32 protein-coding genes are annotated in these 25,128 nt (G+C 64.4%); 13 read left to right on the top strand and 19 right to left on the bottom strand.

What is annotated here, in order from left to right; all coding sequences use genetic code 11:
• Positions 1–41 precede the first annotated feature (41 nt).
• Complete coding sequence (locus tag FFS10_RS10350; protein ID WP_137894214.1) at positions 42–1,025, top strand: DNA-binding protein; 984 nt, start codon at positions 42–44, stop codon at positions 1,023–1,025.
• A gap of 216 nt (positions 1,026–1,241) precedes the next feature.
• Here FFS10_RS10350 and FFS10_RS10345 read toward each other — a convergent pair whose 3' ends face one another.
• The 17 genes from FFS10_RS10345 to FFS10_RS10265 form a co-directional block, all read right to left on the bottom strand.
• The gene (locus tag FFS10_RS10345; RefSeq protein ID WP_137894212.1) at positions 1,242–1,820 is read right to left on the bottom strand and encodes an RES family NAD+ phosphorylase; all 579 of its coding nucleotides are present in this window, start codon (positions 1,818–1,820) and stop codon (positions 1,242–1,244) included.
• Positions 1,821–1,829: 9 nt separating this feature from the next.
• Positions 1,830–2,300, bottom strand: a complete 471-nt coding sequence (locus FFS10_RS10340; RefSeq protein ID WP_137894210.1) for a MerR family transcriptional regulator — start codon at positions 2,298–2,300, stop codon at positions 1,830–1,832.
• Positions 2,301–2,321: 21 nt separating this feature from the next.
• A complete protein-coding gene (locus tag FFS10_RS10335) occupies positions 2,322–2,705 on the bottom strand; it encodes a hypothetical protein (protein WP_137894208.1) in 384 nt (127 codons plus the stop codon).
• A gap of 296 nt (positions 2,706–3,001) precedes the next feature.
• Positions 3,002–3,637 (bottom strand): transglycosylase SLT domain-containing protein, encoded by a 636-nt coding sequence (locus FFS10_RS10330; RefSeq protein ID WP_011255139.1) that lies wholly within the window; start codon positions 3,635–3,637, stop codon positions 3,002–3,004.
• Position 3,638: 1 nt separating this feature from the next.
• A complete protein-coding gene (locus FFS10_RS10325; protein WP_011255138.1) occupies positions 3,639–4,217 on the bottom strand; it encodes a TrbM/KikA/MpfK family conjugal transfer protein in 579 nt (192 codons plus the stop codon).
• A gap of 18 nt (positions 4,218–4,235) precedes the next feature.
• Positions 4,236–5,948, bottom strand: a complete 1,713-nt coding sequence (gene trbL, locus FFS10_RS10320; RefSeq protein ID WP_015060606.1) for a P-type conjugative transfer protein TrbL — start codon at positions 5,946–5,948, stop codon at positions 4,236–4,238.
• Positions 5,949–5,965: 17 nt separating this feature from the next.
• Positions 5,966–6,187 (bottom strand): entry exclusion lipoprotein TrbK, encoded by a 222-nt coding sequence (gene trbK / locus FFS10_RS10315; protein WP_011255136.1) that lies wholly within the window; start codon positions 6,185–6,187, stop codon positions 5,966–5,968.
• Positions 6,188–6,196: 9 nt separating this feature from the next.
• Complete coding sequence (trbJ, locus tag FFS10_RS10310; protein WP_011255135.1) at positions 6,197–6,970, bottom strand: P-type conjugative transfer protein TrbJ; 774 nt, start codon at positions 6,968–6,970, stop codon at positions 6,197–6,199.
• 16 nt (positions 6,971–6,986) lie between these two features.
• Positions 6,987–8,366 carry a TrbI/VirB10 family protein gene (locus tag FFS10_RS10305; protein WP_012478192.1) on the bottom strand — a complete coding sequence of 460 codons (1,380 nt, stop codon included), beginning with the start codon at positions 8,364–8,366 and terminating at the stop codon, positions 6,987–6,989.
• Positions 8,367–8,369: 3 nt separating this feature from the next.
• Positions 8,370–8,831: a conjugal transfer lipoprotein TrbH gene (locus FFS10_RS10300; RefSeq protein WP_011013267.1), complete on the bottom strand. Its 462-nt coding sequence runs from the start codon at positions 8,829–8,831 to the stop codon at positions 8,370–8,372.
• A gap of 2 nt (positions 8,832–8,833) precedes the next feature.
• Positions 8,834–9,727 (bottom strand): P-type conjugative transfer protein TrbG, encoded by an 894-nt coding sequence (gene trbG / locus FFS10_RS10295; RefSeq protein WP_014386236.1) that lies wholly within the window; start codon positions 9,725–9,727, stop codon positions 8,834–8,836.
• Between the two features lie 17 nt (positions 9,728–9,744).
• Positions 9,745–10,533 carry a conjugal transfer protein TrbF gene (locus FFS10_RS10290; RefSeq protein WP_011013265.1) on the bottom strand — a complete coding sequence of 263 codons (789 nt, stop codon included), beginning with the start codon at positions 10,531–10,533 and terminating at the stop codon, positions 9,745–9,747.
• Positions 10,530–13,088, bottom strand: a complete 2,559-nt coding sequence (locus FFS10_RS10285) for a VirB4 family type IV secretion/conjugal transfer ATPase (RefSeq protein ID WP_011013264.1) — start codon at positions 13,086–13,088, stop codon at positions 10,530–10,532. The genes FFS10_RS10290 and FFS10_RS10285 overlap by 4 nt, the downstream gene beginning before the upstream one ends.
• On the bottom strand, positions 13,085–13,396 hold the full coding sequence (locus FFS10_RS10280; RefSeq protein WP_011013263.1) for a conjugal transfer protein TrbD: 312 nt from the start codon (positions 13,394–13,396) through the stop codon (positions 13,085–13,087). The genes FFS10_RS10285 and FFS10_RS10280 overlap by 4 nt, the downstream gene beginning before the upstream one ends.
• A 3-nt stretch (positions 13,397–13,399) precedes the next feature.
• Positions 13,400–13,864, bottom strand: a complete 465-nt coding sequence (gene trbC / locus FFS10_RS10275) for a conjugal transfer system pilin TrbC (RefSeq protein WP_011013262.1) — start codon at positions 13,862–13,864, stop codon at positions 13,400–13,402.
• A gap of 29 nt (positions 13,865–13,893) precedes the next feature.
• Complete coding sequence (trbB, locus tag FFS10_RS10270) at positions 13,894–14,859, bottom strand: P-type conjugative transfer ATPase TrbB (protein ID WP_011013261.1); 966 nt, start codon at positions 14,857–14,859, stop codon at positions 13,894–13,896.
• 314 nt (positions 14,860–15,173) lie between these two features.
• Positions 15,174–15,533 carry a transcriptional regulator gene (locus tag FFS10_RS10265; RefSeq protein WP_011013260.1) on the bottom strand — a complete coding sequence of 120 codons (360 nt, stop codon included), beginning with the start codon at positions 15,531–15,533 and terminating at the stop codon, positions 15,174–15,176.
• Between the two features lie 109 nt (positions 15,534–15,642).
• Between FFS10_RS10265 and FFS10_RS10260 the strand changes: the two genes are divergently transcribed.
• Both FFS10_RS10260 and trfA read left to right on the top strand, forming a co-directional pair.
• Positions 15,643–15,981 (top strand): single-stranded DNA-binding protein, encoded by a 339-nt coding sequence (locus FFS10_RS10260; RefSeq protein ID WP_011013259.1) that lies wholly within the window; start codon positions 15,643–15,645, stop codon positions 15,979–15,981.
• A gap of 48 nt (positions 15,982–16,029) precedes the next feature.
• Positions 16,030–17,253, top strand: coding sequence for a plasmid replication initiator TrfA (gene trfA / locus FFS10_RS10255; RefSeq protein ID WP_011013257.1), 1,224 nt, complete (start codon positions 16,030–16,032; stop codon positions 17,251–17,253).
• Between the two features lie 1,385 nt (positions 17,254–18,638).
• Here the strand turns inward: trfA and FFS10_RS10235 are convergent.
• Entirely contained in the window at positions 18,639–18,920 is a 282-nt protein-coding gene (locus FFS10_RS10235; protein ID WP_011114071.1) for a type II toxin-antitoxin system YafQ family toxin, read from the bottom strand.
• Positions 18,907–19,170: a type II toxin-antitoxin system RelB/DinJ family antitoxin gene (locus FFS10_RS10230; protein WP_011114070.1), complete on the bottom strand. Its 264-nt coding sequence runs from the start codon at positions 19,168–19,170 to the stop codon at positions 18,907–18,909. The genes FFS10_RS10235 and FFS10_RS10230 overlap by 14 nt, the downstream gene beginning before the upstream one ends.
• 172 nt (positions 19,171–19,342) lie before the next feature.
• Here FFS10_RS10230 and FFS10_RS10225 point away from each other — a divergent pair, with 172 nt between their 5' ends.
• The 10 genes from FFS10_RS10225 (at position 19,343) to FFS10_RS10180 (ending at position 25,115) form a co-directional block, all read left to right on the top strand.
• Positions 19,343–19,771: an antirestriction protein gene (locus FFS10_RS10225; RefSeq protein WP_011114069.1), complete on the top strand. Its 429-nt coding sequence runs from the start codon at positions 19,343–19,345 to the stop codon at positions 19,769–19,771.
• 44 nt (positions 19,772–19,815) lie between these two features.
• Complete coding sequence (locus FFS10_RS10220) at positions 19,816–20,034, top strand: hypothetical protein (RefSeq protein WP_012478187.1); 219 nt, start codon at positions 19,816–19,818, stop codon at positions 20,032–20,034.
• Positions 20,035–20,045: 11 nt separating this feature from the next.
• The gene (locus FFS10_RS10215; protein ID WP_012478186.1) at positions 20,046–21,254 is read left to right on the top strand and encodes a hypothetical protein; all 1,209 of its coding nucleotides are present in this window, start codon (positions 20,046–20,048) and stop codon (positions 21,252–21,254) included.
• Between the two features lie 16 nt (positions 21,255–21,270).
• Positions 21,271–21,528 (top strand): transcriptional repressor KorC, encoded by a 258-nt coding sequence (gene korC, locus FFS10_RS10210; RefSeq protein ID WP_012478185.1) that lies wholly within the window; start codon positions 21,271–21,273, stop codon positions 21,526–21,528.
• Positions 21,529–21,685: 157 nt separating this feature from the next.
• Complete coding sequence (kleA, locus tag FFS10_RS10205; protein WP_011255200.1) at positions 21,686–21,922, top strand: stable inheritance protein KleA; 237 nt, start codon at positions 21,686–21,688, stop codon at positions 21,920–21,922.
• 209 nt (positions 21,923–22,131) lie between these two features.
• Complete coding sequence (gene kleE, locus FFS10_RS10200; protein ID WP_012478184.1) at positions 22,132–22,458, top strand: KleE stable inheritance protein; 327 nt, start codon at positions 22,132–22,134, stop codon at positions 22,456–22,458.
• A 1-nt stretch (position 22,459) separates the two neighbouring features.
• The gene (locus FFS10_RS10195; protein WP_011255198.1) at positions 22,460–22,870 is read left to right on the top strand and encodes a DUF2761 domain-containing protein; all 411 of its coding nucleotides are present in this window, start codon (positions 22,460–22,462) and stop codon (positions 22,868–22,870) included.
• Positions 22,871–22,990: 120 nt separating this feature from the next.
• Positions 22,991–23,299 carry a transcriptional regulator KorA gene (locus tag FFS10_RS10190; protein ID WP_011255197.1) on the top strand — a complete coding sequence of 103 codons (309 nt, stop codon included), beginning with the start codon at positions 22,991–22,993 and terminating at the stop codon, positions 23,297–23,299.
• Positions 23,296–24,060, top strand: coding sequence for a ParA family protein (locus FFS10_RS10185; protein WP_013397098.1), 765 nt, complete (start codon positions 23,296–23,298; stop codon positions 24,058–24,060). Before FFS10_RS10190 ends, FFS10_RS10185 begins: the two co-directional genes overlap by 4 nt.
• Positions 24,057–25,115 (top strand): transcriptional repressor gene korB, encoded by a 1,059-nt coding sequence (locus FFS10_RS10180; protein ID WP_012478180.1) that lies wholly within the window; start codon positions 24,057–24,059, stop codon positions 25,113–25,115. The genes FFS10_RS10185 and FFS10_RS10180 overlap by 4 nt, the downstream gene beginning before the upstream one ends.
• The last annotated feature ends 13 nt before the right edge of the window (positions 25,116–25,128 follow it).

Raw genomic sequence — 25,128 nt, 5'->3', positions numbered from 1 at the left:
CAATCTCTTATCGTGGGTAATTTACAGCGCGGAGCAGGGCGATGCAAACGAAAAGTACGAGAGTCACGCGCGGCGTTCAGCCCGATGAGGTTTGGGCCGCGGCCGACGCCGTGCTCGCGCACGGCGAGCGGCCCACGATCGAGCGCGTGCGCGCGTATCTTGGCCGGGGGTCGCCGAACACCGTGGCCCCCATGCTCGATGCCTGGTACGCCTCTCTGGCCAAACGGCTGGGGGGTGGCGATGAGGGCGCCGGAGAGCAGGGCACTCTGCCGGCACCGGTTCTGCGGGCGGCCAAGACGCTGTGGGGTCGCGCCCAGCAGCATGCCCAGGAGCAGGCGGCTCAATCGGTACAGGTTGATCGAGACGCGCTGGAAGGGCTGGTGGAGCGGCTCGCTGCGGAGCGAACAGCCTTGGATCAAGAACAGCAACGGTTGAACGAGCGCTCGGAAGCACTGGGCGCAGCACTTCTGGCCAAGGACCACCAGATCGCCGATCTGATGCGCCAGGTCACCGACCTGCAAAAAGGGCTGGCGGGTAGGGACGCCGACATTGAATCCGTGCGCACCCAGCATGCTGCGGCAACGCAAGCGTTGCAAGCCGAGCGTGGTCGCCTCAATGCGCTGAACGAGGAGCACCGGCAGGAGCGTGAGCGCCTGGAGCAACGAGCTTCAGCTCAGGAACGTCGACTGTTGGAGGACGTCGATAAGGCCCGGCAGGAACTCAAGCGCGTCACCCTCTTGCTCGCAGATGACAATAAAAAAGCGGCCAATTCGTTGGCAGATTCGCACGAGCAAGCCCAGTCGCTTCGGGTGCAGGTCAGCGCCCTGATCGCCGAGAACGCCGGCTTGGCCCGTGAGATCCTTTCTGCACGCGAGGATCTGCAGATGGCGCACTCGCACCAGGAGCAGTTGCAAAAAGACATGGCTGACCTATTGGTCCAGCTCAAAGCACGCCTACCCAAGGGGGGCACCAACACTGGGACACCCGCGACGCGGTCCAAAACGAAGACCGTGCTCAAACGCTAGTAGCGCAACAGCACGATGCTTTCGCTCCAAGCTCCAGGCCCTGGCTGCGCACCAACCATACGCTGTACAGCGTATGGAATGCTTTGAGCACATAGTCGAAGGCGCGTTGGATGGTGGCTACGGTCACTCAGTAGGAAAAAATATTAGTTAAATCAAATACTTAGCTTCTTTTTTGCGGATTTTGCAGGAATCACGGCCGACCCTCAATAGAGGTGGCTACTGGACGATCGGCACCTGGGAGCCGTGCGCCGCAAGCACGACGCTGCGATGCAGCCGTCCGGTGCCAGGCTGCACGAGAGATATGTTTGAGACCCTCACCATACGTGCGATGCCCTCTTTGAACAGGCACACGCAGCCGTGATAGGGGTGCTGCGCGGAGGCATACAAGACTCCGTGAGCGTCCGAACGCCTGCAGTCTGCAGCGAAGGCCTGAGTCGACTCGTAACGCAGCGACTGCAATACGGGGAACCGCTCTTCCAGTCCTCGAAGGTCTACCAGCCGGAGCCTGGCAGTCGTCCGGAAGCTGGTCAATGTGCGTTCCTTGAGCCTGTCGAGATGGAGACTGCGCGCTTCGCGACGAAACAGCGATTCGTACAGCGCGGTTAACTCTCCATCAGCGAGATAGGCAGTCGCTTCATCTTCCAGATCGAAGCGTCCGGACAACGTACCGGTGGGGGCCATGGTGAAGCCACGCATGCGCACGCTGCCGGAACGCGCCCTTGCCCGCTGAATGCGGTGCCACAACTGATGTTCGGGAAGCTCAATGAACGGTGGGTTGAGATCGGTGAGGTTCATGAAATGAGGTCAATGAGCCTCAGCCGTAGCCAGCGCCAGGATGCGCTCGCTGGACACGCCTTGTTCGAGCGCCGCGCGTGGTGTCTGTCCGTCGAGGGCCATCGAAGGCGTCTCTAGAAAGGACAGCAACTGCCAACCGTCGCTGGTGCCCAGGCTTTTCACCAAGGGCTGCAGCAAGGGCCAGACGGTGGGCTCGAACTGCCAGCGCGGCAGCTTGAACCCACGACGCAGATTCGCCACGCCAATGCAACGTCCCGCCTTGATCCAGGCGTTGATCGTGACGCGGCTGGTGCCGGCCAGCTCCGCTGCTTCGTCCGTGGTGATCATGTCAGCGGCTTCCATGCGATCACGGCGGTACTGCGCGCCCGAACGCAGCAATGCGGCCGATTGGGCTGCAGTAGCGTAAGGGTCGGAAGGCGCGTCGCGTCGATCGCGGGCATTACCCGGGGCATACGGTGAGGTGATGGAGAGAGTGTTCATGCGTGTTCAACCGTGGTGCGCTCAAGGCGCGTTACGCAGATTCGGCTTCGCTGCCGAAAAGAATCCCCGTCCGACATTGGGGCCCAGGGGAGCGACAGTGCCGGCGTGCCCCTGGGCATGAGCTCCCTGGACCAGCCTGGCCCGTTTGAAATCGAGTGCGAGCAGCCGGATCTGGCAACGCCAGACCGCCACGCGTTCAAAGAAGGAAAAGGTCAGACCTTGGCACAGGATCTTGCGGCGTTCCCGGTCGGTCAGTGTTCCATGTACTGCCAAGAATGCCTTCTTCATGGCTTCGGCGATCCTGCTCGGTTCGAATGGAATCACTGCGCCGTTGCGGCGAATGATCTGGTAGTGGGCAAAAACTGTGCTCGACGCTGGCTCGTCGGTCTTCCAAACAATCATCATGGATCTCCTGGCAGCGACGGAGCCGGCCGAGATGCCGATGGCGCTGTCTTGCAAACAGTTTACCTTACTTTAGTTAAGTCCGGCAATCTCGTTAAGTTCGATATGAAGTGAACCGAACGCGGATGGATTTCAGTCAGAAGCCGCCCGGACCCTTAAGTACCTTATTCCAATTTTGTTGAATTTGTGCATGCTTCAGATCCAAACAGCTTAAGTATCATTTTTAACCGTATCTCGGCATACCCCCATGAAGGCGTGGAATTTGTCCATGTTTTAGCCGCTAAATCGGAAGGCCCGCCCTACTCCGGCGAGCCTTCGCTTCTGTTGTTGAAGGAGATCGAGCGCGGCACGTAGCCGCCCGCGACGTTGATGGATGGAGCTGCTGCCGGCCTGGCCGCCGGCGCGGCCGCTGGGGCCGCTGCCGTGGCCTGCTGGGCGGCTTGCACCGCCGGCGCTGGCCCGGTCGGCATCGAGGGCGTGGCCCCCGCCTTCGTCACGTCCAGCGTGACGAACCGAGCTTCGAGCCAATCCGCCCACTTGGCGGCCTTGCGCATCAGGTCGGCGCGATACACCGCGTTGTACTGCGGCGTGCGTGAGTGGTAATTCGCGGCCTTCGTCCAGAGATCGCCCTTGTCGTTGCGAATGTGCATCCGCAAGCGCCAGGCGGCGAGGTCGAACGAGTAGCAGCCAGCGGCCGCTACATCGTCCGCCGTGATGCCGTAGCGGGCCAGGTCGCGCAGGTAAGCCGTGTTGAACTGCATCGGCCCCACGTCATGAGTGCCGTTCGAGTTGCGCACCCACTGGCCCGGCTTGCCGCCTTCCTTCTCCGCGACGGCCAACACGATGTTGGCCGGCACTTCGTACTTCACGGCCGCCGAAACGGCGCACACGACGCGCTCCTGGAGCTGCGGCGGAAGGTCGGCAGCAAAGGGCATGTCAGTAACCCCCCCAGGAAGCGCGGCGGCGCTCTTCGTCCTCGCGCCGGATGCGTTCGTTGTACTCGGCCAGCGCCCGGTCATAGTCGGCCGCTTCGACCCAATACCCGCCCCTTTCTGGCGTGCCGACATAGCGCGGCTTGGTGCTGCTGAAATCGGTGTAAGCGTGGTTGGTGTAGGCCGCGCAGTAGTCGGGCATCTGGTTGCTGATGTACGTCGTCCCGTCCTCGTAGCCCTGCCAGAACACCAGCGTTTGATTCAGGGCCTGCGCATCGCAACGGCCAGCGCCGCGCGACATGGCCGACACCAGCGCGGACATTTCCGGCGTCTGGTTCGACACCGGGCACAGATCGAGGAAGTTCTTGCGCTTCTTGATCGTGTCGGACATTTTCCGCGCCGTGATGCTGAAATACTTGCGAAGCGACGGCGCGCATTCGCTCGGGCGGGTGCCGCTTGCGAGGCACAGGATCGCCTCGCAAGCCAGGCGGGTGTCGCCGGTCAGCACGTCTTGCGCGCTGGCCGTGCCGACCGAGCAGAGGGCCGCCACAGCGGCCACGATGGAAAGCAACTTCTTCTTCATGATGAACACTCCTTTGGGTTACGCAGATTTGTCGTTGCGGCCGCCGTCACGGAACGCGGCTACTTCGGACTCGGGATCGGCAGAGCTGTCAGCTCCGGCCAGGCTGTTGTCGCCGAAGGTCGGCGAGGGTTGTTGATCGGGCACGTCGATGCTCGTGTCGGCCGAGCTGCCGCCCTGCGCCTTGATCGCGGCCGCGATCTTTCCGCCGGTGGTGTCGGCGATGCGTTCCATCGCCGAGTCGCGCATGCTGGCGGCCTTCGCGGCCGCCACCGCACCTACACCCTTCGCCAAGTTCGCGCCGGCGTCGGCCGTGACGCGGCCGGCCTTGCCAAGCGCGGAAGCGGCCGAGGCCAGCATGCCGGGGCCGGTACTACCAGGTGCGTCCTGCTGGCCGCCCTGCCCCGCTCCCTGGCCCTGGCCGCCACCCTGGCCGGCCTTCGCGCCGCCGGCGTCACCGCCGCCGCTGGCCTTCTGGCCGCCGCCTTCGCCACCCTTCGAGCTGGAGCCGGCCTTATCGCCGCCGGCCTTGTCGCCGCCTTTGTCGCCGCCCTTCGACTCGCCGCCGCTGCTGCCGCCGCCGCCAGAGTCGCCACCGCCGCCACCGAAGCCGGCGGCTTGGCCCAGGGGCGTGCTGGTGCCGGCTTCACCGCCACCACCACCGCCAGAGTCGCCGCCACCACCACCGCCCAGCATGGACATGACATCCGACCCGGACGAGACGTTTTCATTGGCCTTCGAGAACGCGGCCATGACCGCAGAAGCACCGCCGGCGGCCGAGGCCGCGCCGGCCGCCAGAGCAGCGCCGCCGGTTGCCGCTGCTGCGGCCGCCATGCCAGCGGCACCGAGGGCCGCGCCTGCGCCGAAGTTGCCGATGCCGGCACCGCCCACGCTCGCGCCGGTGATGACGCCGGCGATGAGCGCCGGAATCTTGTTGACGAGTGCCAGCAGGATCACGCAGACGATGAGCATCACGCCCATTTCCTTGAGGTTGATCCCCTCGCTCATGCGCGCGTAGTAGTCATCCAGAAAGGTCTTGCCGATGCCGACCAGCAGCACCATTGCCATGAGCTGCGCGGCCACACCCAGCACGGTCTTGTAGTAGTTGATCGCCATGTCGGAAGTCCACCGCGACCCACCGAAGCCGAGGAAGAACACGCCGCCATAGGCGAGCACCCAACCAGACGCCAGGAGAAGAAGCATGTTCACGCCGATGAGCGCGAGCACGATCAAGATGGCAACGGCCATGAGGATGCCGGCCATGCTGTCCACCGGCGACCACACCGAGGACTGATCCATCACCTTGTAGAAGATGGCAAAGCCAATATCGACAATGCCGGAAGGCGACAAGGCTTGACCCAAGCCCGTCGCGTTGCCGGCAATTTGGCGTAGCGACGCATAGATGGTCGAGGCGAAGTTAGGGCCGTTCGTCAGCAACCACCAGAAGAAGCCGGTGAAGATGGTGAAGCGGACAAGCTCCGCGAAGAACTCCCCAATGTCGGCCTTGCGCAAGGCCATCATGCCGAACGTCCAGACCATCGAGATCGTCACCAGCAGCCAGAACAACCAGGATGCGGCGTTGGTGATGACACCGGCCCAGCCGCTGGCGGCGGCGTTGTAGCGGTTCAGAACGTCATCGAAGAGGCCCGAGCTGTTCATTTGGGCGGAAGCGTCCGTAGAAAAGAACGCCAGCCAAACGAGCAGCGGCAGGGCGAGTTTCAAGCTGGCTGGCATTCTCATTCGTCAGTACCTCACCAGGACTTAGGTTCGCTAGGTTTGAACGAGCCGGCCCGCAGGCACTGCGATGAAAACGCCTCTTGCACGCTCTTATCGAGCTTGGCGATGTTCTCGGGTTTGCAGTTCTCGGCATTCACTTCGGGCAGCGTCACCGGCTCGGGCTTTTTCTCGCAGCCGGCCAGCAGGGCCGCCACAAGGGCGGCCGCTGCCAGGATCGAGGGTTTGGATAGGCGCATGTATCCCCCTTACCAATTACGGGCCGGACTGGCCCTGTACTCGCCCTTGCGCAGCGCCTCGCCGGCGGCTTGCTGCTGCGCTTCACGGTCGGCTTCGACCTGCATCCGCGTGGCGATGGCGTTCTGCTGCGCGACCATGAGGCCCCGGATTTGCAGAAGCTGGTTTGCCTGCTGGGCCGCGAGCTGGTTGGCGAAGCCGATGGCCTGCATTTGCCCGTTCGCGCCCTGCGCGGCCGACTGGAGCCGTTCGAGCTGGCGCGCGTCGGACTTCAAGGCGTCCTGCTGGCGATCCAGGCCCTTGAACAAGGCATCGTTGGCCTTCTTCTGGCTCTCGCTCGCCAGGCGGCGGTTCTCGGCCATTGCGGCCTGTTCGGCGGGCGTGCAGCCGCCGGTGCCGTTGAAGCACGGCGAGCTGCGGTAGTAGGCCACGTCCTGGAACTTGCCCAGGTACGAGTCGATGCTGCCGAGCTGGGTCTTGTAGTAGTTCAGCGTATCGACCGCATTCATCAGCCCGTTGATCGTGGACTGCGCCTGATCCCAGATATAGGCCGCCGGCGCGACCGTGTTCTGGATCATGTTTTCGTACTGCTGGAGCTGGGTTTGGTACTGCTCAATTTGCTTGAGCGTCTGCGCCACCGACTCGATGGCCGTCATGACGTTCTGCACCAGGTTCCCGCCGTCGATGACGGGAATGCCGGCCTGCGCGGGCGACATGGTGGTGATCGACCCGGCCATCAGAGTGACGGCGAGAGCGACTTTAGCGGCTAAAAACTTCTGCTTCATTTGCTTTCTCCTGGCGTTAGTAGTCAAACGATTGGTACGGCTTCGAGAACGTCATGTCCTTGGTCACGATGACGTTGAACCGATAGCCGGGGCGGATTTCCAAGGTCGGGGCAATGTTCAGATTCTTGGAAACGAGTTGGGCGATGGTGTTGCCCAGCACTTGCCCAAGTGCTTCGCTCAAAGCATCGCTGGCGCGCTGCTGATTGCCGGTGGAACCGCTGTTGTCCTGGCTCATGCTCACGGCGGCGATGACGCCCGACATGAGGAAGGCCGAGCCGAACACGCGCAGGTAGTGGTTATTCACCTGGTCATTGAAGCCCGCGTACCCGGCGCTATCCGCGCCCGGCATCGTGCCAATGTCCATCGCCTTGCCATCGGGGAACACGATGCGCTGCCAAGCCACAAGCACGCGCGACTGACCGTAGGCAACATCGCTCGAATACGACCCGACCAGGCGCGAGCCTTGCGGAATCAGCAGATGCTTGCCGGTCGGCGTGTCGTACACGTTCTGCGCGACCTGGGCCATGATCTGGCCCGGCAAGTCGGAGTTGATGCCCGAAATGAGCGTGGCCGGCACCACGAAGCCGGCGCGCAGCTCGAAGGGCGAGCGCGGCGCTTCGGGCTGGGAGTCCAGCCGCCAACGGTCGCCCTGGCCGCTTCCCGCGAACTGCGCGTAGTTCTTGCCCTGGCCGCCACCGGCGGTTTGCAAGAGCTGCGGCGCACCACCACCCACGCCGCCGCCGGCCTGCTGGCCGCCGACGCCCGAGGCGCGAAGCTGCGCGAGCCGGGCCTGATAGGCGGCGGTCGGATCGCCCGATGCTTGCGCACCGATTTGCTGCCGCACAGCCGCCAGGCGGGACAGCATTTCGTCGCGCGTCTGCGGCGTGCCCGGCTGCGCGCCCGATGACCCGCTGCTGCGCGGCGCATCGACACGAACGCCCGTCTTGGCCTTGACCGCTTCCTGGAACATTTGCAGCTTCGCCATGCGGATGCGGTCGGCTTCATCGTCATGCACCGGCTGGCCCAGGTTGCCGCTGGGCGGTGGCGGCGGCGCGTCCAGGTCGGGGCGCGCGACAAGCACCGGCGCAGCCTCTGGCCCGGTCGCCAGCTCCGGCGGCTTGAGCGGCGAGGCCGCTTCTACCGTGCCGCCATCCCTGTCGCCGACGATCTCCTTGGCGAACATCGACGTGTTACCCGCCTTCTCGGCCGCGCCTTGCGCCGGTGCGTTCTGCTTCGCAGCGCGATCCGCCGCGACCAGCATCATCACCAGCAGGAAGGCACCCAGCGCGGCCGCAAGGATGTACATCGGCATGTTGTTGACACGCCGCACGCCGGACTTCTTCGATACCGCGCCCGGCGAGGCGTCCGGTGCCATTTGATCGGCTTGGTCACTCATAGGTCACTCCTTGCGCACCCAATACCCAGCCGGCGCAAAGCTGCCGTCTTGCACCAGGTACGGGCGGGTGATGGATTGATGGCCGACCAACAGAGTCAGGCGGTACAGGTTCGAGTCGCCGGCCTGGTCGAGCACGTACCGCAGCGGCAGGGCCGCCGGCGATGCCGGCTCACTGGCCGCCGTGGCCTGCGCCTTCGCGCTGGCCGGGTTGAACTCCAGTAGGGCATAGCCGCGCTCGCGCAACGTCAGCACCAGGGCCTGGCCGAAGGCATCAGGCGTGGCCTGTTGCAGCTCCAGGCGCGTCTTGGCCGGCGGGTACAGCACAGCGAGCTGCTGCACCGCTTCGCGGGCGAGCTGCTGCTGATCGACCGTTGCGGTCGGCGGGACGAAGTTGCCGTATTGGCCGGTGGTCGCGCAGCCGCCCAGGGCGAGGACGAACAGCGCAGCAAAGATGATCTTGCGCATGGTCACTTCCTCCGGGAGATAGTCACGCGGTCTTGGCTTCCACCAACACCGGCAATCAGGATCGCGCGGTCAAACACCGTGTCCACGATGTAGCGATTGCCCTGCACGCGATAGTTCACCATCACGGTTTCCTCGTCGCGGAAGATGCCGCCCTCGCGGCGCACGACCAGGAGCGTCGGCGCTTCGGTTTGCTCCATCGTTCCGGGCATTTCGATGATGGTCTTGCGGCCATCGTTGAACACACGCACCGGCTTCCAGCTCGCCGAGCCGGACAGGTCATAGTCGAACTTGAGATCGCCCAGGTACTCGCCGGTCTGCGGGATGGTGCGGTCGGTGCGTTCTTGCGTTTCGCGGCGCTGGATCGCGTCCCACTTCGCAAGCGCGTCCTCGGGGTAGGTGAACGAGACTTGCGGCATGTACTCGGTGCGATGCGAGCGCAGGCGCAGGTGATAGGCGCGGCGGTTCGTCGTCACGATGAGGCTGGTTTCCAGGCCAACATCCATCGGCTTGATGATGAGGTGCTGCACTTCGTTGGGGCCGCTGCCGGTGATGGCCGGCTCGACCGTCCACCGGGCCGTGTCGCCCAGGTTGATCGAGTTGACTTGCTCGCCTGGCTGCAAGGCCACGTCGCACACCTGGAGCACCGCGCACACGATGCTGGGCTGCTGCGCGCCGAACAGGAACTTGATCGCGCCATTGGAGCCGGCGACGGGCTTCATGCCGGTGGCAGCGCCCGCGTTCCATCGCTTCGCAATGTCGATGGCCGCGCGCTCTTGAGGCGTCAGCGTCGGGTTCTTGCCGGTGAAATACTTGTCGGCCAGGTCATCGGCGGCCAGGGCCAGGGTGGGCGACAGCAGCGCAGCGCCCAAGGCGACAACGGAAAAGATTTTCTTCATGGTGAATGTCCTTGGGTTCATTGAACGCGCGACCAGGAGTAGTCCCGCACGTACACGCTTAGGGGGTTGTTCCGAAGTTGCTCATCCGTGGTTTGCGGCGTGACTTCCGCGACGTACACAGTGACCAGCGCACGCCAGATCGCGGGCTTGCCCTTCGGTGTGCCTTGACGGTCGCGGGCGGTTTCTTCCCACTCGACTTGCCAGGTGTCCGGCGTCTGCGGGATGGCCGTCTTGATCTCGACGTTCACCATTTCCTTTTCAGCGCGACGGAACGGGCTGGCATCCGGGGTGCCGTTCAACCACTCATTCATCTTTGGCGTTGCCGGATCGTTGGGCGACAACTTGGCGTACACGCGGAACACAGAGCGGCGCTGCAAGGCCACGTCCGGCGTGACCGTGCGGGCGTCGGTGATGAACTCGGCGACCGTCGCATGGATGACGCGGGCATCGGCCTTCGAGGCCGCTTGCACCGGGCCGGCGGCCACTGTCTGGCCGAGCTTGTCCACTTCCACCACGTAGGGGATGAACTTCGACTGGCTGCCGATGTGGATCACGCCGCCGACGCCGGCGAGCGCGATCAACAGCGACAAGATGCCGATCACTTGCCAGGTCTGGCGAGACGACACGACGCCGCCCACGTGATCGTTCCAGGTGCGACGAGCGGCCAGATAGGGGTTCTCGGCCTCGCCCTGGCGTCGGCCGCCTTCCAGCGGTTCATCGGTCTGCCGAGGGTCGCGCTTGTCGCGTCCTGCGGCCGTGGCGGGCTTCTTGAAGATCAAGCCCTTGAGGGTGTCGGCAAAGCTCATGCGGCCTCCAGGTAGTCATTGAGATTCAGATTGCGGCCGGCCAGCCAGTGATCGACCCACTCATGGCCGAACTTCGCTTGCAGGCTCTTGATGGCGGCGACCGATTCCTTGTCGGACGCGCCGACGAAGGCCAGGGCCAGCGGCCCCAGGGCGAGGTCATAGAGGCGGCGGCCGTTCTCGGAGACGTAGTAGTACTGCCGCTTCGGAACCGCCGTGGCGAGGATTTCGATTTGCCGCTTGTTGAGGCCCATGCGGCGATAGAGCGCCGCCGTGTCCTCGTCGCGGGCATAGACGTTCGGCAGGAAAATCTTGGTCGCGGTCGATTCCACGATCACATCCAAGATGCCCGAGTTGGCCGCGTCGGAAAGGCTTTGCGTAGCCATGAGCACCAGGCAGTTCGCCTTGCGCAAGACCTTGAGCCATTCCCGAATCTTGGCGCGGAACGCCGGGTGGCCCAGCATCAACCAGGCTTCGTCCAGGATGATGACGGCCGGCTGGCCTTTAAGGCCGCGCTCGATGCGGCGGAACAGGTACAGCAGCACCGGCAGCGCGAACTTCTCGCCGAGGTTCATCAGCTCTTCGATCTCGAACACCGTGAAGTCGGAGAGCGACAGGCCATCCTCTTCGGCATCGAGCAGGTGGCCCATCGAGCCGTCCACCGTGTATTGCTTGATGGCCTCGCGGATCGCTTCGTCCTGGATCGTCACCGAGAACTCGGAGAGCGTGCGCGCGCCGCTGGCGTGCATGCTCATGATCGCGTGGCCGATCTCGTTGCGCTGCCCTGGCGTGGTGTCCACGCCGTTGAGCGCAAGGATCGTGTCGATCCACTCCATCGCCCAAGCCCGATCCGCCTTCGTTTCGAGGAACTGGAGCGGGCAGAAGGCCAGGCGGTCATCGTCGGCGGCCACCGTGAAGTGCAGGCCAGTCTTGCCCTTCGAGCCGGCATTGATTGCGGCCGCGAGCGGGTACATCGACATGCCCTTGTCGAAGGCGTAGATCGACATGCCGGCATAGCGCCGGAGCTGCGCGGCGATGATGCCCAGGTGCGTCGATTTGCCCGCGCCGGTCGGGCCGAACATGAAGGTGTGGCCCAGGTCGCGCACGTGCAGGTTCAGCCGGAAGGGCGTAGCGCCGACCGTGACGCAGTGCATGAGCGCCGGGGCCAGCGGCGGGTACATCGGGCACGGCGCGGTGGCGCTGCCCGTCCAGATGGAGCTTGTCGGCAGCAGGTCGGCCAGGTTCATCGTGTTGATGAGCGGCCGGCGCACGTTCTCGACGCCGTGGCCGGGCAAGCTGCCCAGGTAGGCGTCCATCGTGTTGATCGTCTCGATGCGCGCCGCGAAGGCCAGCCGGTTGATGGCCTTCTCGACCGACAGCGCGGCGGCCGCCAGGCGCTCCCGATCCTCATCCATCAACACGACCACGGACGTGAAGTAGCCGGCGGCCACCAGGCCGCTATTGACCTCGGCGATGGCCGCCTCGGCATCGGCCACCATCGTTGCCGCGTCCTGGTTGACGCTGCCGGTGTTGGTGTTGAAAACCTGGTCGAAGAAGCCGCGAATCTTCTGCTTCCACTTCTTGCGGAACTTGTCCAGGTGCTTCAAGGACTCGTGCTGATCCATGAAGATGAAGCGGCTCGACCAGCGGTATTCACTCGGCAGCTCGGCCAGGGCCGACAGCAGGCCAGGCGTTGACTCCAAGGGGAAGCCTTCGAGGGACACCACCTGGATGAACTTGCGGCCGATCTTCGGAACGACGCCGCCCCACAGCTCTTGCCCGCCGATCACGGCGTCCAAGTACATCGGGTTGCTGGGGAGCTGCACCGGGTGATAGTTGCCGGTCACGCAGAACTGCAACCAGCTCAGGAAGTCGTCATGCGTGACTTCCCTGCCCTCTTCCGTGGCGATCTTGTGGCCCTTCAAGCGCGTGAGCTTGACGGCCGAGGACATGCGCGATTCCAGGCTGCGGATTTCGCGCTTGAACTGCTCGATGAGGCCCACGGTGCGGGCCGTGTGGTCGGGCGTCACCGCGTCATCGTCAAACATCAGCTCAACGAACTTGCGCTGGGCCAGCACTGGCGGAAACCAGGTCACGGCGAATACGAAGTGCCCTTCGTACATCGTGCCCAGGCCCTCGAAGAGCCGCCGGCGCTCTTCATCAATGGCGGCCGACACCGGATCGGTGAAGGTGGAGACGCCGCGCTCGGAGTAGTTGGGTGCCGGCCGGCGCACGGCATCGACATGAACCATCCAGCCGCTGCCCAGGCCCGCCAGGGCCTGGTTGATGCGGAAGGACACCATTTCCCGCTGCTCTTCGGTGCTGCTGGCGTTGTCATCCCCTTGGTACAGCCAGGCGGCCATAAAGGAGCCGTTCTTGCCCACGATCACGCCGTCATCGACCACGGCGGCATAGTTGAGCAAGTCGGCCAGGCCCGCGTCCTTCGACCGATGCTTCTTGAGCTTCAGCTCGGCATCGACCTGACGGATACGGGCAAAGAGGATGAGCAACAGAACCGCACCGAGTACAGCAATGCCAATTGCGATTGCTTCGATCATTTGTATTGCTTCCCTTGACTCGGCGTGTTTTCACGGAAGGGCGTGCTGCGAGCCGGGTAGTACGGCTTGTACCGGCGGTGCCGCAGGTACACGTGTCGCAGCTTCGGGTCGGACTTCGCCATGAGGCGCAGCACGAATAACGCGCCGAACCACAAGGCGATGCCGAACACCGTTGCCCTCACTTCTTGGGCGCTGAAAATCAGCGCCCCGGCCAGCAGGCCCGAGAACATCACCAGCTCGCGGTCGCCACCCATGAACAGGTTTTCTCGGTTGCCGGCCCTACGGATGGGGATCGCGCGCAGTGCCATGACTTACCCCGCGATGTGGCCGCGTTCGGCCCAGCGTGCGATGGCTTCACCAGGGAAGCCGGCCATGTCCAGCGCCGCGACCTTGGCCTGGTGCAGCACGCCATCGGTCAGGGCGGCGATTTCCGCGCCACGGCCGAAGAAGGTGCTCATCATGTTCTGCGCGCCGACCAGCAGGGCCATGACCAGGACGATGAAGATCAACGTGCGGAAGAAGCCGTTGAGTTCGCCGCCGAAGATCAAGATGCCGCCGGCGACAACGATGCCGATGATCGACAGCGCGAAGGCCACCGGGCCGGTGACGCTGTTGCGCAGGTTGGTCAACCAGCCTTCATACGGCAGGGAACCGCCGGTGCCTTCGGAGGCGAAAGCGTGCTGGGGGGCCAGCAGGAAGAACGCCAAGAGGGCGAACATGCCCAGGTAGAACACGGCGCGGCTGTCGAAGCGGAACGCGGGAAGGGTCGATTGCATGGGTCTAAGCTCCTTACAGGGTTACAGGGTTACAGGGTTTTGGTTGCGTACTGGCCGTTGGCGTAGCCGGAAACCTCAAGGATTTCCTGGATGCGCCGCGAGCCGTCAGGGGTGCGGGCGATATGAACGACCACGTGAACCGCCTCGCCTATCAGCGGTTCAATGGGTTTGGGTGAATCGGGGTGCATGCTGATGAGCATGGCGAGCCGATCAAGGCCCGCTTTGGCGTTGTTTGCGTGCAGGGTTGCGGCTCCTCCTTCGTGCCCGGTGTTCCAGGCCATCAACAGATCAAGTGCTTCGGGGCCGCGCACTTCGCCGACCAGGATGCGGTCGGGCCGCATGCGCAGCGTGGTCTTGAGCAGCGCCGTCATGGTCACGTCGATGCTGGTGTGGTACTGGACGTAGTTCTCGGCGGCGCACTGGATTTCGCCGGTGTCCTCGATGATGAAAACCCGTTCGGTCGGGTCTTGAAGCACCATCTCGTTGATGATCGCGTTCACCAGCGTGGTCTTGCCCGAGCCGGTGCCGCCGATCACCAGGATGTTCCGGTGGGCACGCACGGCGGCAATCAAGGAATCGCGCTGCTGCGCGGTCATGATTCCGCGCTCGACGTACTGCGCCAGGGTGAAGATGGCGACCGCCTTCTTGCGGATCGCAAAGGTCGGTGCGGGCACGACCGGGGGGAGCTGGCCGGCAAAGCGGCTACCGTCTAGCGGGAACTCGCCTTCCAGGATCGGCCGCTGCCGCGTGACTTCCTTGCCGTGGTAGCCGGCAATGGTTTCGATCATGGCTTGGGCCTGCGCGAAGCGAAGGGTGCCGATGCACTTCATCGGCTCGCCCAGCTTCTCCTGCCAGACTTTGCCGTCCGCGTTGAGCATGATTTCAACGGTCTTGGGATCGTTCAGAGCTGCCAACAGCTCCGGCCCCATGTCGCGTTCGAGCTTCTTCTTCGCCCGTTCCTTGATCGTGTTGTGTTCCAGCTTCTGTTCGGTCATTCCGTGTATCCCATGTATGTGATTTGCGTGCTGCCCTGACCGCACGCATTCTACACAGGTTCATACGATATACCGAAGTCTTTTGACGAGCAAGCAAACGGAATGACGGATTGAGTGTTTTCAATCGTGTCCCGAGCTGATCGCAATAGAAACAACGCGGCGCATGCTCCGTGCGCCTCGCACCGAACCTATGGCTTGCGTTGTGGGTGTTCCGGGGGTTGAGCCACCCCGGCGGGCTTTAGCGGCTAAAAAGTGCTGGCTTCTGCTGGCTCAGTTCCTTGCCGCGTCCCTTCCCTGCTTTCTTTCTTGGCGTCCTACCCCCGGAGCTTCTTGCGGGCGGCCTCGCCCCACTTCTTGACGATGAATGCCTGATGCGACGGTAGCACCGCCGCCACTCGCTCGAAACCGGCAGGAAGGCTCTGCGGAGCCTTGCCGCCGGCCAGGGCATCGAGCGTGTCCTTGTCCAAGTCGGTTGATTCAAGCAGAAGGGGCAACGGCGCATCAAGGGCCTTGGCAATGTCCTGCATGACCTTGAGGGACGGATTGGCCTTGCCCGTAGTGAGATCGGACAGGAAGGAGATCGAAACCCCCGACCTGTCCGATAGCTCCTTTTTCGTCATGTGGCGCTCATCAAGCAGCCGCAGCACGTTCGTGAAGAAGATGTAGTTATACAAAGGCGTCGCCTTGCGCATGGGCGGCTCGAAATTTTAGCCGCTAAAGTTCTTGACCTCGGAATTAGGTTTAGCTAAACTCTAGGCTTCATCACAGCCTGGAGAGCTACGCATGAGCCATAACCAATTCCAGTTTATCGGCAATCTTACCCGTGATACTGATGTTCGCCATAGCGAAAACAGCGCCCGCGCCGTATTCGACCTGGCCGTGAACCGCGTGTGGCGCGACCGCGCCGGCGAGAAGAAAGAGCAAACCGACTTCTTCCGCATCAAGTCGTTTGCCGGCCTGGCAGAGAACGCGGGCAAGTACCTTGGCAAAGGCTCCAAGGTGTTCGTCCAGGGCCGCATCGAGCCGACGAAGTTCGAGAAGGACGGCCAGACCGAGTACGGCTTTGACTTCATCGCCGACGTGATCGAGTACCTGGATACCAAGGAACCAGGCGGCAAATGAGAAACGCGCCCGGCCACAGGCCGGGCGTTATGCTAGGAGGACGAAGATATGCCGGACAGTTTCGACGAGCAGGGCTACCGCCGCAAGCTCATCGACGGCGGGTTGAGTGAGGCCGACGCGACGGCGCTTGCCCGCCGCTACGCGGCCGAGCGCAACGCGCAGGCCGGCACCGCCGGCGGGGCTTTCCGCCCCGCCGGTTCCCTCTTCGAGCTGCCGGACGGGCCGGCAGCGCCGGAGCCACCGCCACCGCCGCCCAGCGCGGCCGTGGCGCGCTCCGAGCGGATGGCGGCCGAGTCGGCCGAGCTGGCGCGGACTATGGGCCTTCCGCCCGAGCCGCGAACCGTGGTCAACACCTTGGCCGAGAAAGTCAGCGGCGTGACCGCCGAACGGAGAACGCAACAGATGGCGACCAAGAAAACGACCGAGAAGCCGGCCAGTGCCACCGGCGAGCTGGCCGAGCAGGTCAGCCAGGCCAAGCAGGCCGCCTTGCTCAAGCACACGAAGCAGCAGATCAAGGACATGCAGCTTTCCTTGTTCGACCTCGCGCCGTGGCCCGACCACATGCGGGCCATGCCCAACGACTTCGGCCGGTCGGCGATCTTCACGACCAGGAACAAGAAGGTGCCCCGCGCCGCCTTGCAGCGCGAGGCGATCTACCACATCAGCAAGGACGTGGAGATCACCTTTACCGGCATCGAGCTACGCGCCGACAGCGACGAGCTGGTGTTTGCCCAGGTGCTCGAATACGCGAAGCGCACGCCGCTGGGCGAGCCGGTCACGTTCACGTTCTACGAGATTTGCCAGGACTTGGGCTGGTCGATCAATGGCCGCTACTACAAGCAGGCCGAGGACTGCCTTTCGCGGCTGCAAGCGTCCGCGATGCAGTTCTCTTCCCAGCGGCTGGGCCGCCTGGAATCCGTGTCGCTGATCCGGCGCTTCCGCATCCTGGATCGCGGCAAGCGCACGTCGCGCTGCCAGGTCGAGATCGACACCGAAATGGTGGTGCTGTTCGCCGGCGACCACTACACGAAATTCGTGTGGGAGAAGTACCGCAAGCTGTCGCCCACCGCGCGGCGGATGTTCGACTACTTTGCCACGCACAAGGAGCCGTACCCGCTCAAGCTGGAGACGTTCCGGCTCATGTGCGGTTCGGATTCCACCCGCGTGAAGAAGTGGCGCGAGCAGGTCAGCGAGGCATGCGACGAGCTGCGCGAAAACGGCCTGGTGGACAGCGCCTGGATCAATGACGACCTGGTGCATTGCAAGCGATGACCGCCGCCCTGCCCCTGGAGAGCCGCCCGAGATCGAGGCGGCTTTTTTTCTCGAGCATCGCCGCTTCTGACGAGGGAGTTCCGGCCACCTGGTCGCGCGCACGTCGAGCTGCAGCATCGTCATTTCCGGCGAGGCTGGCCACGTCCAGGCCACGGTCGACCATCGCCACCTTTGACGATGAACCGAGGGCCCCATCGCCAGTTCCGACGATGACGGCCGACGCCGGCGCTGGATCTCGCATCGCCGCTTCTGACGATGAGATCCACCCTTTGACACTTGAGGGGCCGAGCTGCGGGGGATTCTCCCGGCCGGCGGCCGCGAGAACCGGCTATGTCGTGCTGCGCATCGAGCCAGGCGGCAGAGCCGCCCGTCTCGCCCCTGGCGGGCTTCCAGCGCCTTCCCGACGCTCACCGGGCCGGTGGCCCTCGCCGCTGGGCTTTGCGGCCCTGACGGGCCTTCCTGGCCCGTTTCCGGGGCCTTCCCTGCCCTGCCCCACCGGCGCGGCCGTTGTGGACAGTTTCGGGACAAGTCGGCCGAGGCCGGCCGGCGCAGCCCTGACGTTGACACTTGAGGGGCAGCGGGGCCGGCGCGATGTTGACACTTGGGGGGCAGCGGCCGATTTCGGCCTGGTCGAGCCGTCCAGGCGGCCGCCGAGGCGGCCTAAGTGCCTGATCGGCATGGAGTTATCCACCGAAGTTGTGGATAACCCTGTTAGGAACCCTGCCCCGGTATTGACACTTGAGGGGCGGCCCTACTGACACTTGAGGGGCGCGGTTCTTGACACTTGAGGGGCAGCGTATTGACACATGGGGGGCTTATCCATTGACACTTGAGGGGCGGCCTCTTCGCACTTTTCCTTGGCGTGACAACGGTTTACGCGCGTTTTTCGGTCATGCTAACCAGGTTTTTAACCGTCTTTATAACCTTTTTATATAACCAGGTAGTTTTAACCAGAGGCTGGCGAAAAAAACGGCAACACGGCCCAAGCTGCCGCGCAGCATGACCGGCCGCCGAAGGGGGGAAACCCCCCTTCTCGATCCCACCCGGCCGCAAGCGGCCTCCCATCCCCCCAGGGGCTACGCCCCTCGGCCGCCTTGCGGCCTCACCCCACAATGGAGCGCCTTCGGCGCTACGGCTTAGGAGAGCCAGGCGCAAGCGCCTGGCGGAAGGCAGTAAGTTCGAGAGCTTGCGAGGGGGCAAAGCCCCCTCACACTCCCCAACCAGGTCGCCGCGGTTCGACCGGCCGCGCGATCCTCAAGCATCGCAGCAGCTCCACCGCCGCAGGTTTTACGCCAAGGAAGGGGGTCGGCCAGCTCGGCCGGTGGCGCGGAAAGCGCCCCTCAAGTGTCAATGAAACGTGAGACGCGGGGCCAGGCCCGCGCCGATCACAAGCCGAGTTCGGAGTGAGAGCCGAGGCGCACCAGGCGCAGCGTGTCGGCGTCGGGCTTCTGGTAGATCAGCACCAGGTCGGGCTTGACGTGGCAATCCCGGTGATCCTTCCAGTCCCCGGTCAGCGCGTGGTCGCGGTGCCGAGGTTCCAGCGGCTGGTCGTCGGCGAGCGCGACCAGGACGGGCACCAGGTCGGCGTCGAGCGTGGCCCGGTGCTGCCCTTTCGCCTCGCGCTTGTAGTCGCGCTTGAACTGGCCGGTGCGCTCAATCTGCCGCATGCAGATCGGCCATCAGATCGTTGACGGTGGCGAAGCGCGGCAGCTTGCCCTTGCGGGCTTCCTTCATCGCCTCGATGGTGGTGGCGTTCGGAATCAGCGGCTCGAAGGGCAGCGCCTTGTCCTGGGCCACCTTCGTGAGCAGCAGCCGCACCGCGTCGGACACGGTAAGGCCCATCGCGGCCAGGACGGCCGCCGCTTCTTCCTTGATCGCGCCGTCGATGCGCGTTTGTACGAGCTGGTTTGCAGCCATGATTGGTTCTCCGGTTGGGTTCGTGAATTACATTGTAATGCACGCCAAGGGAAAGGGCAAGGTTTAGCGGCCAAAAAGTTTAGCTAAAGTGCTTGACGATTAGGACATTTTGCCCTAATATAGCACTTGAAGGCCGGGCATTTCGCCCAGGTCAACTACCGGAGAAAGTCCGATGAACACCCAAGAGCAACCCGTTACCGCTTCCCTGGTCGCCGAGGCCCAGCGCCTCGACTTCCTGCCCGCCTACTTCGGCCCGCGTCTGATGATGCGCGGCGAGGCCCTGGTGTATGCCTGGCTTCGCCGGCTCTGCGAACGCTACAGCGGCGCGTATTGGCACTACTACACCTTGTCGGACGGCGGTTTTTACATGGCCCCCGACCTGGCCGACCGCCTGGAGATCGAGGTGGACGGCAACGGCTTCCGAGGCGAGTTGTCGGCCGACGCCGCCGGCATTGTCGCAACCCTGTTCGCGCTGGGCCAGCTCGCGGCCGAGGCCGCCGACACGGACGCCGGCGATGCCCTGATCGACCGCTATCACTTCCTGCGCGGCTTCGCAGCCAGCCACGCCGAGGCGGCCGCGATCTACCGGGCTATTGACTGATGAGGGGCGGCCCCGGCTTCGGCCGGGGCTTCCAGGAGGCGACCATGACCAGGAACAACGCTCCCCAGGCACCGACGAACAGCTACGCGACGGACGGCAAGTGCCACAACGCCGAGCCGGGCACCTACGGCCACGAATGCGGCAAGCCGGCCGCATGGATCGGCACGAACCACAAGGGGTTCAGCTCGGGATTCTGCGACGACTGCAAGCGCCACGGCTACGAAGCCCGCGACGTGATCGCGTGGCGGCGTGCTGACACTTGAGGGGCCGGCCGATGGCGAAGAAACGCAAGACGCCGGCCCAGCCGGGCCAGGACTGGAACGCGCCGGCGGCCGAGCTGCTGGCCGAGCTGCCCACCGAACGCGACGAGCTGCTGGCCGCCGCCGTGGCGGCCGTGGTGGAGATCGACGCGGCGATCATGCGCGGCGACGGTGCGGCCGCCGAGGCGGCCAGCGACCGATACGAGGCCGTCATCTGGAAGATGAACGGCGGAACGCACGTGGGCAGCATGGCCGACCACGACGCGCCCGGCCAGGTCATCGAGCGCCATTGCGCGGCGGTGCCTGGCGACGTGCCCTTGTGGGGCCAGCGCGGCCAGTTCCTGGTCGCGGATGGCGACATGCGCGCCCTGGTGGAGTACGAGGCCGGCTACGGCGGGCCGCTGGGTGCCCACTTCCAGTTCCACGTCATCGACCTGGACAGGCCGTTTATCTCCGAAACGGGCTACCGCTCGCACTTCGACACGGCGCAGGGCTGCATGACGGTGGACGAGGTTGCGCGCGGCATCCTGGCTGCGCAGCGAGCCGAGAAGAAGCGCCCGGTGATGGTCGAGGCCAGCTACCGCGACCGCCTGGCCGATGCTCCCCTGCCCGCTTGGCTGGCCGGCCTGGAGCCGCCGGCGCGGCGCGAACCGGCGACCGTCCTGGTGCCGCCGGGGTTCGTCCTGGTCGATGTGGTGCTGCCCTCGCATCGGGCCTTCATCGCCAGGCGCTGGGCGGCCGAGGCCGCGACCAGGATCAAGGCGGCCAGGGCCGCCGGGTTGGACGCCAAGGGAAAAATCACCGGCGCAGGCCCGGAGCGAGATCCCGCATCGCCAGAAACGACGATGACCTGCAGCATCGTCAAAGCCGACGATGCCGAGCCGGTCGAGGGCGGGCCTGTATCGCCGGAAACGACGATGCCGGGAGCGAGCGCGGCAACCTGCAGCATCGCCAGGAATGGCGATGGAGGCCCGGCCGACCGGGTGGAGTTCAAGCCCGGCCAGCGGTGCGAGATCGTGAGCGTCCATCACCCGGTTTTCGACCGCTACATCGGCAAGCGCATCATCATCGTGAAGGTGCATCCCGACACCCGCCAGGTGTGGGCGCACGACGACAGGCCGGTAACGTACAAGACCAATCGCGCAGGCCGGCGCGTGGTCGATTCAGACCCGAGCTGCATCCAGTCGATCTACGGCTTCGACCAGTTGCGGCTTATCACTTGACCAGGAGAACGAACGAATGACGAACGACGCCAATATCCGGCTGGAGTGCTTGAAGCCGGCCGAACGCTGGGCACAACCGACCGGCGAGGAAGTCCGCGAGGTGCTGCGCCTGGCCGGGTTCAGCGGCAGCAAGGCCGCGAAGGCGCTGGGGCTGGGCGCGAAGGGCGACCGCACGATCCGCCGCTGGATCGGCGAGGACACCCCGATTCCCTATGCGGCATGGGCGATCCTGTGCGACCTGGCCGGGCTGGGCGTGATCTGGAAAGAGGATTGACGCCAAGGGAAAGGTTTTAGCGGCTAAAGTTTAGCCTTCGGATTCCGGTAAAGCGAAAAAAGTTTAGCTAAAGTGCTTGACAGGCTAGGGCATTTTGCCCTAATATAGCACTTGAAGGCCGGGCACATCGCCCAGGTCAACTACCGGAGAAAGTCCGATGAGCGACAACAAGATCATGCCCTGGATTGACGAGCTGGAGGGCGCGGCAGCGACCGACTTCCCGGCCCGCCGTGACGAGATCGCGGCCATGATGGCCGAGGCGGCCGAGCTGGTGCGCAAAGCCGAGGAACTGCGCGGCAAGGCGTACTTCGCCGGATGCTCCCTGGAGGGGCAGGCCAAGGGCCATTGGTCGATGGAAGCCGTCGAGCAGGCCAAGCGCCGGGCCGGCTGGTAAGAGCACATGGCCCGGTCGGCAACGGCCGGGCCTATCGAGGACGCCAAGAAGGGAGTATTGCGTGAGCCGAGGCAAGATCAAGGGCGGCCCCAGGTGGAGGAACGCCCCGGAGTGATCCGGGGCGCTTGGCCTGGTGCTGGCACACCGTAACCATGCTTCCGAGTGGGAGCACCCAGCATTCAACACGTAAGCGCGTGGAGGGTCAAGCTATGTCCAACATCATCAAGTTCCCCAAGGAGATCGAGCAGCCCGCCGCGCCCGCGCCGGTGGAGCCTGCCGCCGCGCCTGCTGCCCCCAACAAGGCCCCCGGTGCTGGCCTGCTGGCCGGCCTGGTCAAGTTCGTATGGGTGGCGACCGTGTTGGTCTGGCCGATCCTCAAGTGGGTGCTGTCGATTGCCACCTTCTTTCAGTTCGTGCGGATGCTCTACCACTGGAACACGCCTGGCGTGTATGCCGGCTGGTCGTTCCTGGTGTACTTCGCGGTGCTGACCGCGATCACCTACTTCGTTTCGATCTACAAGCCGAAGGGGCTTTGACATGAAAAAACAGACCCTGCCCTACCCGCCGGGATTCGTGGAGCCAACCACGGGCCGCGTGGCCGTCCTGGTGCGCGAGTACGCGGCCAGCGATTTGAACGGCGATGCGCCGGCCTATTGGTACAGCGCGCAATCCGAGGAATGGGGCCTTGACCCCTGGCGGCTCGTTGAAGGCGTCGATCCGCATGTGCATGGCGGTTCGTTCGACGTGTGCTTTGCGAGCGGCGGCACGCGCACCGTGGGGCCGTTGATGACGTTCTTCGTGAGCGCCGACCACGCGCAGCAGCTCGCAGTTTCGCGCGCCGCGTCGCAGATGGGGCGCTACGGAATGCGGGTGGTCGAGGTTCAGCAAGGCCCCGACGACCTCAAGCGCCTAGCCGCGCTGTATTCGGATGACGCCAAGAAGGGGTGATTTTTAGCCGCTAAAAGGCTTGACGCGCCCGGCGAGTTTAGCTAAACTTCTGCACATGGTCGGCGGCTGGCACCGCCTTTTGTTCAACAACCGGGTGTGGAGTTTATATGGGTGTTCTCCATGAAGAAACGGCTAACCGAAGCCCAATTCCAGGCGGCGATCAAGGGCCTGGAGATCGGGCAACAGACCATCGACATAGCGCGCGGCGTGCTGGTCGATGGAAGGCCCCAGGCCGAGTTTGTGGCCTCGCTGGGGCTGACCAAGGGGGCGGTATCGCAAGCGGTCAGTCGCGTGTGGGCAGCGGCGGGGGAAGTGCTCCCGCAGGGCTTCGCGCGGGTGACGGCGGTACTGCCGGAGCATCAAGCGTTCATCGTCAAGCGTTGGGAAGCCGACGCCAAGGGAAAGAGGAAACAGGAACCCAACTCATGAAAACACTGGTCACGGCAATTCAGAAAGGCGGACAGGGCAAGACCTTCGCAACCTGCCACCTGGCGTTCGACTTCCAGGAGCGCGGCCTTCGGGTTGCAGTGATCGACCTGGACACCCAGGGCAATGCAAGCTGGACGCTGGCCGGCCACGACTCGGGCTATCCCGCCAGTCGCATGTTCACCGCCGGCGGCGACGAGCTGCGCGCCTGGTTCGCTGGCCGGGAGGATGACGGCCTGGCGCTGATCGCGGCCGATGCCAGCCTGGCCAACCTGGACAAGATGGACTTGGCCCAGGCCGCCGGCGCGCTGCGGGCCAGCATCGCGGCGCTAGGCGAGTTCTTCGACGTGTGCCTGATCGACACCGCCCCTTCCCTTGGCGTTGCCATGACGGCGGCCGTGCTGGCCGCCGACTACATGCTTTCGCCGGTCGAAATGGAGGCGTACAGCTTGCAAGGCATGAAGAAGATGGTTGCCGTCATCGGCAACCTGCGCAAGCAAAACCCGAAGCTGCGCTTTCTCGGCATGGTGCCGAACAAGGTGGACGCGCGGAAGCCGCGCCACGTCAGCAACCTGGCGACCTTGCAGCAGGCATATCCGCAACTGATCTTGCCGTTCAGTGTCGGCGCGCGAGACAGTATCGCGGAGGCGCTGGGCGAGCAGATGCCAGTGTGGAAGATCAAGAAAACCGCTGCGCGCAAGGCCACCCAGGAAGTGCGCGCCCTGGCGGATTACGTGTTCACGAAGATGGAGATCGCGCAATGACCAGCGCCGTAAAGACCAACGCCAAGAAGAAGGCCCCGCAAGCGGCCGCAGAGAAGCCCAAGGGCGGCGGGCTGGGCCTGGATGGCCTCGGCGACCTGTCGAGCTTGCTGGACGAGCCACAGGCCGCGAATGCGGCCCCTGGCGGCCCGCAGGAGCTGCCGCTTGACCTCATCGACGAAGACCCGCACCAGCCGCGCACGGCGGACAACCCCGGCTTCTCGCCGGAGTCCATCGCCGAGATCGGCGAGACGATCAAGCTGCGCGGCGTGAAGTCGCCCATCAGCGTGCGCGAGAACCCGGACGCGCCGGGCCGCTACCTCATCAACCACGGTGCGCGGCGCTACCGTGGCTCGAAATGGGCCGACAAGACCACCATCCCGGCTTTCATCGACAACGACTACAACGAGGCCGACCAGGTAATCGAGAACCTGCAACGCAACGAACTGACGGCCCGCGAGATCGCGGACTTCATCGGCCGCGAGCTGGCGAAGGGCAAGAAGAAGTCGGAGATCGCCAAGGAGATCGGCAAGTCGCCGGCGTTCGTCACACAGCACGTCACGCTGCTGGACTTGCCCGAACCGATTGCCGAGGCGTTCAACACTGGCCGCGCCAAGGATGTGACCGTCATCAACGAGTTGGTGACGGCGTTCAAGAAGAACCCCGAGGAAGTGGGTGCGTGGCTGGCCGACGACAGCCAGGAGCTGACGCGCGGATCGGTCAAGCTGCTGCGCGAGTACCTGGAGGACAAGCGCCACCAGGAAGGCGACCGCGACCCCAACACCGTCGATGCGTTCAGCGGCAAGACGGATGGCGAGGCCGAGGGCGACGGGCAAGGCCCGGAGGATGACGCCAAGAAGAAGGAGCCGAAGGAACCCGACCCGGACAAGCTCAAGAAAGCGATCATCCAGGTCACGCACGACGACCGCCCGGCCCGCCTGATCCTCAACCGCCGGCCGCCGGCCGAGGGCTGGGCCTGGCTCAAGTACGAGGATGACGGCCAGGAGTTCGAGGCCGACCTTGGCAAAGTGCAGCTTGTCGCGCTGCTGGAGGGCTAGACCCCCCCTGCAC

It is taken from the genome of Ramlibacter sp. 2FC (assembly GCF_005503345.1).
Taxonomy (GTDB): Bacteria; Pseudomonadota; Gammaproteobacteria; order Burkholderiales; family Burkholderiaceae_C; genus SCMQ01.
This window is presented reverse-complemented; position numbering and strand designations above follow the sequence as displayed.